The following is a 9265-nucleotide window of genomic DNA, read 5'->3' on the forward strand; positions in this document are numbered from 1 at the left end:
AGCATGGAGGAAATCACCGGCGCGCCCCATTGCCCAGCGGACACAGAGGAGTTGAGGGATCGCGTCGCGGCGTTCGTACGCGATCACGTGGTGCCCCACGAGCCGCTGCTGGACGCCTGCGGACCGGAGGCCGCCGCCACCTTGCGCAGACTGCAGGCAACGGCGAAGGCCGAGGGGCTGTGGGCGCTGCCGCTTCCCTCCGAACTCGGCGGTCAGGGACTGCCCCTGCGCTCGTACGCCCACATCGCCGAGGCCGAGGGAGCCAGCGACCACGGCCCGGCCGTCCTCGGCTCGGCACCCCTGCTCGACGTACTGATGCTGTGGCGGCACGGCAGCCCTGGCGTCCGTGACCGGTACGCCGAGCGGCTGGTCGCCGGGGAGATACGGGCCTGCTACGCGATGACCGAGCCCCAGACGCCGGGCACGGACCCCCTCCTCACCGCCACGCGCGCCGTGCCGGGCGAGGACGGGCCCTGGCGGGTGAGCGGGCGGAAGTGGTTCACGAGTGGGGCGGCCGACGCCGACCTGGTCACGGTGCTCGCCCGCACCGACGGCGAACCGGCGGACCGTGAAGGGCTGTCACTGCTGCTGGTGCCAACTCACTCACCCGGCTTCCGCACGGTGCGGGAACTGCCGGTGCTCGGGGTGGGCGGGCAGTGGGAGATCGCCCTGGACCAGGTCGTGGTCGACGGCGACCACCTCATCGGAGAGCGCGGCAAGGCCCTGGCCGTCGCGGGCGAACGCCTCCAACTCGGTCGCACATTGCGCTGCCTGCGCTGGCTGGGGCAGGCAGCGCGGGCCTTCGACCTGATGCGCGAGCGCGCGGTGACCCGTACCCGTTCCCGGGGCCCGCTCGGCGACCTCCAACTCGTCCAGAGCCACGTCTTCGAGTCGCTGCTCGCCCTGCGGACGACCCGCCCGCTCGTCTACGAGGCGGTGGCCCGCCTGGACGCGGGACTCGACGCCCACGTCGAGGTGGGGCTGGCCAAGGTGGCCGCGGCCCGCACCCTGCAGCAGGTGGCCGACGCGGCGATCCAGGTGCACGGCGCGGCCGGGCTCGGCCCGGACACCGCGCTGCCCGCGCTGTTCCGCACGGGCAGAGCGGCCCGGATCCTCGACGGCCCGGACGAACTGCACATCACATCGGTGGCGCGCCGGGTCCTGCGTACCTAGGCCGCGTGGGGATCGACGAGGCCGGTGAGTGCGGCGAGCCCGTACGTGAGGAAGAAGTCGCCCCAGACCAGCTCGTGTCGGGTCGCCGTCCTGGCGGCGAGGTCGTAGCAGCCGTTCAGGAGACGGCCGTCGTGCGTGACGTGGGTGTGGACCAGTTCGTCGAGCAGCGCCACGGCCTGATCACGGCGGCCGAGTTTGAGCAGGGCCACCGCGGTGATGGCGGCGGCGGAAGTGTCGAGAGGCCCGTCGGGGTGTGCCGCGTCGGCCGACGGCACAGTGTGTTCCGCGGCCAAGTGGCTTATGGCTTCCGTGAGATCGTCGGTGCCGAGACGATGTGCGGCATCGGCGACTGCCAGCAGCAGCCAGGCCCGGCCCCGGCTCCAGCCGGACGGCGGGTCCTCGCAGGGGACCCAGCCGACGGGCCGCTCGTACCGCCAGCACCAGCACAAGGAGCTCTCGCGGAGGCAGAGCTCGAAGTGGCTGCGGAGATGAGCCCCGGCCGCCTGGGGGTCCACCGAGGCCAGCAGCGGGACCATGCCGGGCACGCCGTCCACGCGGGCCAGGAGACGGGGCCCGCCGAACGCCGCCCCCCAAGGGACCAGGCCGAGTCCGGCGTCGTACGCGTCCCGGCAGGCGCGGGCCGCCCGCACGCGCAGCGCGGCGGCCTCATCGGTGTCGGCGAGCGCCGTGCCGTACCAGAAGATCAGTCCGCGTGTGGCCGTGTCGGCGTCCACCCAGGCAGTGAGCCGGCCGGTGATCCGCACCGCGGCCTCGCGGTCGGCCCCGTCCTGCGTGTACCGGGCGCGCAGCCACAACAGCCCCGCCCAGAAACCGCCCGTCCAGGAGCCCCGCCCGGTCGTCGTCCACCGGCCGCTGCCGGGGTCCGCGAACAGCGGGAAACGGTCGCCGACCTCGCTCCGGGTGACGGCCACCCGGCCGAGAACGGCCTCCAGCGCGGGGCTGGCCCATTCGGGAACGTCAGGAGGCGTACCCCTCTCGCTGTCGGAGGCACTCGCGGTACTCATTGCCCTGCCGCCGAACGCCGCTCCCGGACTGCCCAGACCAGCGCCACAACGCCCGCGCCCGTGAACTCTCCCGCGACCAGCAGCCACCCTGTCCCGTAGTGCCCGGCGGCGGCCAGCAGACCGAACAGCGGCGGACCGATCGCGAACCCGGCGAAGAAGCCGGCCGAGACCAGCGCCGAGTCCTGCCCTGCCCGGCCGGGCGCCGCGCGCTGCATCACCAGGACCATGGAGACCGCGTTCGCAGAGACGGCGAACATGCCCACGGCCACCGCCGCGACCCACGCCAGCGGATGCACGTACGCAGAGGCCACAAGCAGCAGGGCCGCACCCACCGCACCGGCGGCCAGGCCGCCCGGCAGCCACACGGCCCGGCCCGGCTGCCCGGCGACCCTGGACCAGCCCACCCGACCGGCGATCCCCGCGACGCCGAGGACCGCCACCAGGGCGGCGGCCGCTGTCGGCCCGAGGTCAAGCCGGCGCACGCCGTACAGGGCGAGGTAAGTATTCACGGAGGCGATGCCGCAGCCCAGCAGCAGTGAGAAGACGGCCAGCCAGGCGATGGTTCCCCGGGGGATCCAGGAGGCGGGCGCGTACTTCGGGGGCGGGTCGGCGGGCAAGGTACGCGCCGCCCAGAGGGCGGCCACCACGGCCGTCGCGGCGGCCGCCCACACCGCGCCCCGCCAGCCGACGACCCCGGCCAGCGCGGCCAGCGGCAGTCCGGCCGCGAACGCGCCCAGTTGCACGCCCGACTGCTTCATCCCGGTCACCGAGCCACGGCGCTCGACGGGAACGGCCGCCAGGATCGTCTTGTTCGTGGCCGGGTTGGCCAGCGCCTGTGGCAGCCCGCCCAGCGCGACCGCCGCCAACAGGAATCCGGCCCCCGGCGCCGACCCGATCAGCGCCAGCGCCAGCGCCGACACCAGCAGCAGCGCGACCAGGCAGCGGCGCGGACCGATCCGGTCCACCACGCGCCCACCGGCCGGTGAGAGCACGGCGGCCGCCCCGAAGCCGACGGTCGTGGTCAGCCCCAGCACGGTCGGCGACACATCCAAGTCGTCCACGAGCCGCGGCCCGAGGGCGCCGAGCAGGAACAACTGCATCATCGAGAAGGCCATGGCGCACGTCAGCAGCGCGGTCACGCCCGCGGTCGCCTGTGCCGGGCGGCTGTCGGCCGCGGTCCGGATCTCCCCCTGCTCCGCCGCCACCGACGCCCTCCTCAGCCCCCAGCTCCACCCGGCGGCACTTCCCGGGTCCTCGACAGGAGTCGGCACGAACAACCCGCGAGTTCCCGCCCGATGCTGTGGCATGGATCACAACGACTGGACTGAGTCGGACACCGGGGTCGTCTCCGTACCCTCCCGTGACGCGTGAGACCCGGACTGCGAGGATGAGGCCGCCATGACTACTGGGTGGTGTTCTCGCACGCTCAGGGCCGCTGTGTTCGCGGCCCTCTGCGTGCTGCTCACCTCCTTGGGTCACGTCATGATGTCGGGAACCGCGGTGCCCTGGTGGGCCATGGCCGCGGGAGCGGCGGTGACCGGCGGCGCGGCCTGGCGGCTGGCCGTCCGGGAACGCGGGCCGGCCCTGGTCGGCTCCGCCACGGTCGCCGCCCAGGCCATGCTCCACGCGTCGTTCTCGTTCGCCCAGGCCATCGTCCACCCGGAGCCGACCGGCAGCAGGTCACTCGTCCAGCAGTGGGTGGGATACCTACTGTGCGACTCGCCGTCGGGCACGAGCGCAGAGCACGACGCCATGTCGGCATCCATGGACCACACCATGGGCGCCATGCACTCCATGGGGTCGATGGACCACATGGTGGCGGCGCCTTCGCTGGACCACGGTATGGGCGGCATGTCCTCCACCGGCATGCTCGCCGCCCACCTGCTGGCCGCGCTGCTGTGCGGCCTGTGGCTCGCCCACGGCGAACGCGCCGCCTTCCGCATCCTGCGGGCGCTCGCAGGATGGCTCGTCGCGCCGCTGCGCCTGATCCTCCGGCTGCCCGCGCCGCCGGACCGTCCACGTGTCCGCGCCCGCCGGGGCCGCTCGGACGGCACGCTGCGCCAGCTTCTGCTCACCTACGCGATCACTTCTCGGGGACCACCCGCCGGGACCGCTGTCGCCGCTTGACGACAGCCGGTTTCCCGGGGCCGCCCACACGGAGACGACGACCAGTCGTCGCCCACTGAGTCGACGAGACGTCGGCTGCGCGCCTCGGGCATCGGCCGCGCACTCCCGTGCCCGGCCGTCCCTCCCTTCACCGGTCGCACCGTGCCGCCCGCTGCTCCGCATGCGCCGGCCCGGACACCGGTTCCCCGAGAAGGACAGATACCAGGTGATCACTCCCACCTTGGACGCATCGCGCGACCAGTCGCGAGACGAGTCGATCACGGCTTGGGCACTCGCCGCCCGCAGCGGCGACCCTGCCGCCGTCGAGTGCTTCGTCCGTGCTCTACACCGAGACGTCCGCTGCTATGTGACGTTTCTCGGCGCCGATCCCCAGAGCGCCGACGACCTGACGCAGGACACGTTTCTGCGGGCCCTGGGCAGCCTGCATCGGTTCGAAGGTCGTTCCTCGGCCCGCACCTGGCTGCTGTCCATCGCCCGCCGTGTGGTGATCGACAGCATCCGCTACAGCTCCTCCCGTCCCCGCGTGTCGGACACGGACGACTGGCAGTCGGCTGCCGAACGTGTCCAGCCGCGCGGTCTGCCCGGCTTCGACGACGGCGTCGCCCTCACCGAGCTGCTGGACATGCTTCCCGACGACCGACGCGAGGCATTCGTCCTCACCCAGATGGTGGGCCTCCCCTACGCGGAGGCAGCCGATGTCAGCGACTGCCCCATCGGCACGGTGCGCTCACGGGTCGCACGCGCCCGCATCTCGCTGATCGGGTGGCTCGACGACACCGAGCGCTGTACCCAGGTGGCCGCCGCGGCCTGACCGACCGCGCCTCGCCGCCGCCCCGATTCGCCGACCGGGCGGCGGCAAGCCGGTTCGATCCACCCCGAGCGCCCCAGAAGCAGACCCCGAGCACCCCGCGGCACAACCACCAGAAACCAGAGCGAACAGGAGCACCCACCATGGCTGAGAAGACCTACACCGTGTCCGGCATGAGCTGCGGCCACTGCGCGGCAAGCATCACCGAGGAGGTAGTGGACGTACCCGGCGTCACCGACGTCGATGTCGACATCCCGGCGGGCCTGGTGACCGTGCGCGGGGAGTCGATCGACGACGACGCCGTACGGGCGGCGATCGTCGAGGCGGGGTACGAGATCACGAAAGCCGTGTCGCACGTCACCGTCTGAACCCGCTACCCGGACGGCCTGTCGCCCTCGGCCGGCGCACGTCTCCGTGCGTCCCGAGGGCACCACCCGGTGGTTCCGTCGGCTGGACGGAACCAGCCGCCGGAGGCTCAGTGGGCTGGACCGGCTCGGCCAGTGGCTCGGCAGGCGCGATGATCGGTGGTTCCGGCACCTGGACGGGTGCGGCCAGCATGACCGCGTCCAGCGCTTCAGGCGAGGGCAGGATCACGAACTGGGCTATCTGGGCACGCAGTTCGTCCAGTAGCTCGGAGCCGTACGTCGGCTCCGGGTCCGGCGCCGCCTCCTCGGCAGGCTGATCCGCCAGGTCCGGGCCCAGCACCGTGCCGTCGGCCGCTGGAGCCTCTTCGCCCGAGGCATGCCCCAGCTGGCCGGGCACGGCGACGGCAGGCCAAGCGGCTTTGCCAGGATCGGAATAGAGCTCGGGTGTCGTAGGTTGCACAGGGCGGCTCCACTTCTGCGGCAACCGGGCATGACTGACCCGGTACGCGCGGATCGTTCGTTGGATGCGGGCGGCGGGGTTTCCCGAGCCTCCGGCGTTGCTGCGCCGGAGGCTCGCTGCGTTCAGAGACTGAAGGAGACCCTGCGCCACTCCACCATCACGTTGACCTCGGACACATACACGAGCCTGCTCCCTGAGCTGGACCGCGACATCGCCGAGAAGGCAGCGAAGCTGATCCCGCGATCGCGTCCGGCAGCTGCTGATTCGTCCGCCCAAGCAGCGCCCCATCCGCAGGCCACGAGCGCATCCGCTCACGCATCGCTCACGCAGTGGCTTCAAAACGAAGCAGCGCCCGACCCGACCGAAGCCGACTCAGGCGCTGCGTAACAGGTCAGAGGGGGTTTCCCCTCCCCCGCATCGGTAGGCCCTGTGGGACTCGAACCCACAACCAATGGATTAAAAGTCCACTGCTCTGCCAATTGAGCTAAGGGCCCCGGGCGATGTTGCCTCCACGAGCATAGCGGGACGTCGCCGCGTCTCCGATCGGGTATCGGGGAGGCGGGTCCGGACGTGTCCCGCCGGAAACGCGGAAGGGCCCGCGCGACGTGTGTCGTGTGGGCCCTTCCGGTCAGTGCGGTGACGCGGCGTCAGCCGTTGCGCTTCCAGCGCGGCTTGTCCTCGCGACGGCCGAAGGAGCCGCCACTGCGGTGGTCGTCACGACGGCCGTACGGACGGTCGTGGCCGCCGGTGCGGAAGCCCGGGCGGTCGCCCTGGCGGTCGCGGTTGAACGGGCGGTCGCTGCCCCGGTGGCCGCCGCGGTCGTCACGGCGCAGGCCGCCACGGTCGCCGCCCCGGTCCCGGTCACGGTCACGGTTGAAACCGCCACGGTCGCCACCGCGGTCGTCACGGCGCTCGAAGGGACGCCCACCACGGTCACCGCGGTCGCCACGCTCACCGCGGTCGTCACGACGGAAACCGCCCCGGTCGCCACCGCGGTCGTCACGGCGCTCGAAGGGACGCCCACCACGGTCGCCACGGTCGTCACGGCGGAAGCCGCCACGGTCACCACCGCGGTCGTCACGGCGGTCGTCACGGCGCTCGAAGGAACGCCCGCCACGGTCACCGCGGTCGTCACGGCGGAAGCCGCCACGGTCACCGCCCCGGTCCCGGTCACGGTCACGGTTGAAACCGCCCCGGTCGTCACGGCGTTCGAAGGAACGCCCGCCACGGTCACCGCGGTCGTCGCGACGGAAGCCGCCACGGTCACCACCGCGGTCGTCACGGCGCTCACGCCGCTCGTACGGCGCCGAAGCCTCCGGGCGCTCCACCCGCTCGGTCCGCTCGGCGTCCCGCGCGGTCGGCTGCTCCGGCAGCGACACCTCGGCCTCGGCCGACGCCACGACGGCCGCTTCGGCCACCACCGTCTCCGGGTCCTCGCCGCGCTCCCGCGCGGAGCGGGCCAGCAGCCGGTCGGCCTCGCCGCGCAGCTCGGACGCGCGGCGCTGCGCCCGCTCCAGCTCCTTGGTGAGCTGGGCGACCTCGCGCTCGGCCTGCTGGGCCGCGTTGCCCGCCGACTCGGCCTGCACCTCGGTCATCGACCGGGCACCGGTGATCTCGGCGACCTCCGGGTCGAAGGCCGCACCGCCCTGGATGATGTGGCGCGTGGCGTCGACGCCCGCGTCCTCCATCAGCCGGAAGATCTGACGGCGCTGGTGCGGCAGGGACAGGGACACCACGGTGCCGGTGCGGCCGGCGCGCGCCGTGCGGCCCGCGCGGTGCAGGTAGTCCTTGTGGTCACCGGCCGGGTCCACGTTCAGCACGAGGTCGATGCCGTCGACGTGGATACCGCGGGCGGCGACGTCGGTGGCGACCAGGACGTTGACGTAGCCGTCCTTGAAGTCCGCCAGCGTCCGCGTACGCGCGCCCTGCGTCATGCCGCCGTGCAGCGCGTCCGCCTTCGCCCCGGCGTCGCGCAGCTGCTCGGCGACGCGGTCGGCGCCCAGCTGGGTGCGGACGAAGATGATGGTGCGGCCCTTGCGGGAGGCGATGGCCGCGGTGACCGGCGCCTTGTCCTTGGGCTTCACGACGAGGATGTGGTGCGACATGGTCGTCACCGCGCCCTGCGCCGCGTCCACCTCGTGGGTCGCCGGGTCGTTGAGGTAACGGTCGACGAGGGTCTTGATCTCGTTCTCCATGGTCGCGGAGAACAGCATGCGCTGGCCGCCCGCCGGGACCTGGTCGAGCAGTTCGGTGACCTCGGGCAGGAAGCCCAGGTCGGACATCTGGTCGGCCTCGTCGAGAACGGTGATCTGCACGTTCTCCAGGGAGCAGGCACCACGGTTGATGATGTCGCGCAGACGGCCCGGGGTGGCGACGAGGATGTCGACGCCGCGCTCGAGGGCGTAGATCTGGTTGCCCATCGACGTGCCGCCGCAGACGACCTTCATCTTCAGGCCCATGACGTCGCCGTACGGCTGGAGCGCGTCGGCGACCTGCATGGCGAGCTCACGCGTCGGCGTCAGGATGACGGCGCGCGGCTTGTGCTTCCCGGTGCGCCCGCCGGCCAGCGTGGCCAGGGTCGGCAGACCGAAGGAGAGGGTCTTGCCGGAGCCGGTGCGGCCACGGCCGAGGATGTCCTTGCCGGCCAGGGCGTCCGGGATGGTCGCGGCCTGGATCGGGAAGGGGGTGGTCACGCCGTTCTGCGCGAGCTTGCGCACGACACCCTCGGGCAGGCCGAGCTCGGTGAAGGTGGGCTCGGAGACCGCCGGCTCGACGCTGACGTCGGTGGTGGTGTCGGTGTCGGTGTTCTCGACGGTGATGTCGGTGATGTCGGTGTCCCCGATGTTCTCGGGCACGACGACGTGATCAGTACTGGCGATGGGCATACGAATGCGAAACCTTCCGGAGTCTCTTCGGCACGCGCCCGTCAACTCCGTGATTCGCGATTCGCAATACGACCGCCTCGATGCGGTCCACCACGGCAAGGGAGAGACTACGCGCCACACGGCGCGCTCTGCAGTGGCGCCGGGCAAATAGGATCAAACGATCTGTCACCATACGCACCCTGGCACCCCTGAAGCAAACCGGCAGGTCAGCGCGGGGTCCGGTGGGCGGGGAGGCGCGGGAGAGGGCCTTAGGCCGGCGCCCCCGCTTCCGGCGCCGGTTCCCGCTGCGCCAGCTGTGTCCCGGGCGGCTGATGCGCCGACGAGGACGGTTCCGCCTGGGTCGGCTCCGGCGTGGCCGACGGCTCGGGCGGCGTCGGCGTCGGCGTGGGCTCCGGGTCCGGTGTCCGTGTGGGCTCCGGCGG

General features: G+C 72.4%; 7 protein-coding genes, 1 tRNA gene and 2 pseudogenes. 5 read left to right on the plus strand and 5 right to left on the minus strand.

Annotated features, from left to right (window positions below):
* The first annotated feature begins 3 nt into the window (after positions 1 to 3).
* Positions 4 to 1173, plus strand: a complete 1170-nt coding sequence (locus B9S61_RS19475) for an acyl-CoA dehydrogenase family protein (protein WP_103543405.1) — start codon at positions 4 to 6, stop codon at positions 1171 to 1173.
* Here B9S61_RS19475 and B9S61_RS19480 read toward each other — a convergent pair.
* Together B9S61_RS19480 and B9S61_RS19485 are read right to left on the minus strand one after the other, a co-directional pair.
* The gene (locus tag B9S61_RS19480) at positions 1170 to 2198 is read right to left on the minus strand and encodes a sugar ABC transporter permease (RefSeq protein WP_103543406.1); all 1029 of its coding nucleotides are present in this window, start codon (positions 2196 to 2198) and stop codon (positions 1170 to 1172) included. The two genes, B9S61_RS19475 and B9S61_RS19480, sit on opposite strands and share 4 nt — an antisense overlap.
* Positions 2195 to 3313, minus strand: coding sequence for an MFS transporter (locus tag B9S61_RS19485; RefSeq protein WP_103543413.1), 1119 nt, complete (start codon positions 3311 to 3313; stop codon positions 2195 to 2197). The genes B9S61_RS19480 and B9S61_RS19485 overlap by 4 nt, the downstream gene beginning before the upstream one ends.
* 283 nt (positions 3314 to 3596) lie before the next feature.
* On the opposite strand from B9S61_RS19485, the gene B9S61_RS19490 reads away from it, so the two are divergent.
* The 3 genes from B9S61_RS19490 to B9S61_RS19500 all read left to right on the plus strand — a co-directional run bounded on the left by B9S61_RS19490 (position 3597) and on the right by B9S61_RS19500 (position 5501).
* Positions 3597 to 4325 (plus strand): hypothetical protein, encoded by a 729-nt coding sequence (locus B9S61_RS19490; RefSeq protein ID WP_103543407.1) that lies wholly within the window; start codon positions 3597 to 3599, stop codon positions 4323 to 4325.
* A gap of 205 nt (positions 4326 to 4530) precedes the next feature.
* On the plus strand, positions 4531 to 5136 hold the full coding sequence (locus B9S61_RS19495) for a sigma-70 family RNA polymerase sigma factor (RefSeq protein WP_258039744.1): 606 nt from the start codon (positions 4531 to 4533) through the stop codon (positions 5134 to 5136).
* Positions 5137 to 5276: 140 nt separating this feature from the next.
* Positions 5277 to 5501 (plus strand): heavy-metal-associated domain-containing protein, encoded by a 225-nt coding sequence (locus B9S61_RS19500; protein WP_103543409.1) that lies wholly within the window; start codon positions 5277 to 5279, stop codon positions 5499 to 5501.
* A gap of 184 nt (positions 5502 to 5685) precedes the next feature.
* Here B9S61_RS19500 and B9S61_RS42435 read toward each other — a convergent pair.
* Positions 5686 to 5958: pseudogene (locus B9S61_RS42435) on the minus strand (hypothetical protein); the annotation flags it as partial.
* A gap of 120 nt (positions 5959 to 6078) precedes the next feature.
* Here B9S61_RS42435 and B9S61_RS42440 point away from each other — a divergent pair.
* A pseudogene (locus B9S61_RS42440) lies at positions 6079 to 6345 on the plus strand (site-specific integrase); the annotation flags it as partial.
* Positions 6346 to 6379: 34 nt separating this feature from the next.
* On the opposite strand, the gene B9S61_RS19515 reads toward B9S61_RS42440, so the two are convergent.
* A tRNA-Lys gene (locus tag B9S61_RS19515) sits at positions 6380 to 6452 on the minus strand.
* Between the two features lie 153 nt (positions 6453 to 6605).
* Positions 6606 to 8843: a DEAD/DEAH box helicase gene (locus B9S61_RS19520; RefSeq protein ID WP_103543410.1), complete on the minus strand. Its 2238-nt coding sequence runs from the start codon at positions 8841 to 8843 to the stop codon at positions 6606 to 6608.
* Positions 8844 to 9265 lie beyond the last annotated feature (422 nt).

Origin of the sequence: Streptomyces sp. SM1, assembly GCF_002910825.1 — a bacterium.
Taxonomy (GTDB): Bacteria; Actinomycetota; Actinomycetes; order Streptomycetales; family Streptomycetaceae; genus Streptomyces; species Streptomyces okerensis.

Bases quoted from the DNA above. Each gene is read 5' to 3' on its own strand.
- B9S61_RS19520 (WP_103543410.1), bottom strand. From the start codon at position 8,843: ATGCCCATCGCCAGTACTGATCACGTCGTCGTGCCCGAGAACATCGGG.
- B9S61_RS19485 (WP_103543413.1), bottom strand. From the start codon at position 3,313: ATGGCCTTCTCGATGATGCAGTTGTTCCTGCTCGGCGCCCTCGGGCCG.
- B9S61_RS19480 (WP_103543406.1), bottom strand. From the start codon at position 2,198: ATGAGTACCGCGAGTGCCTCCGACAGCGAGAGGGGTACGCCTCCTGAC.
- B9S61_RS19475 (WP_103543405.1), top strand. From the start codon at position 4: ATGGAGGAAATCACCGGCGCGCCCCATTGCCCAGCGGACACAGAGGAG.
- B9S61_RS19490 (WP_103543407.1), top strand. From the start codon at position 3,597: ATGACTACTGGGTGGTGTTCTCGCACGCTCAGGGCCGCTGTGTTCGCG.
- B9S61_RS19500 (WP_103543409.1), top strand. From the start codon at position 5,277: ATGGCTGAGAAGACCTACACCGTGTCCGGCATGAGCTGCGGCCACTGC.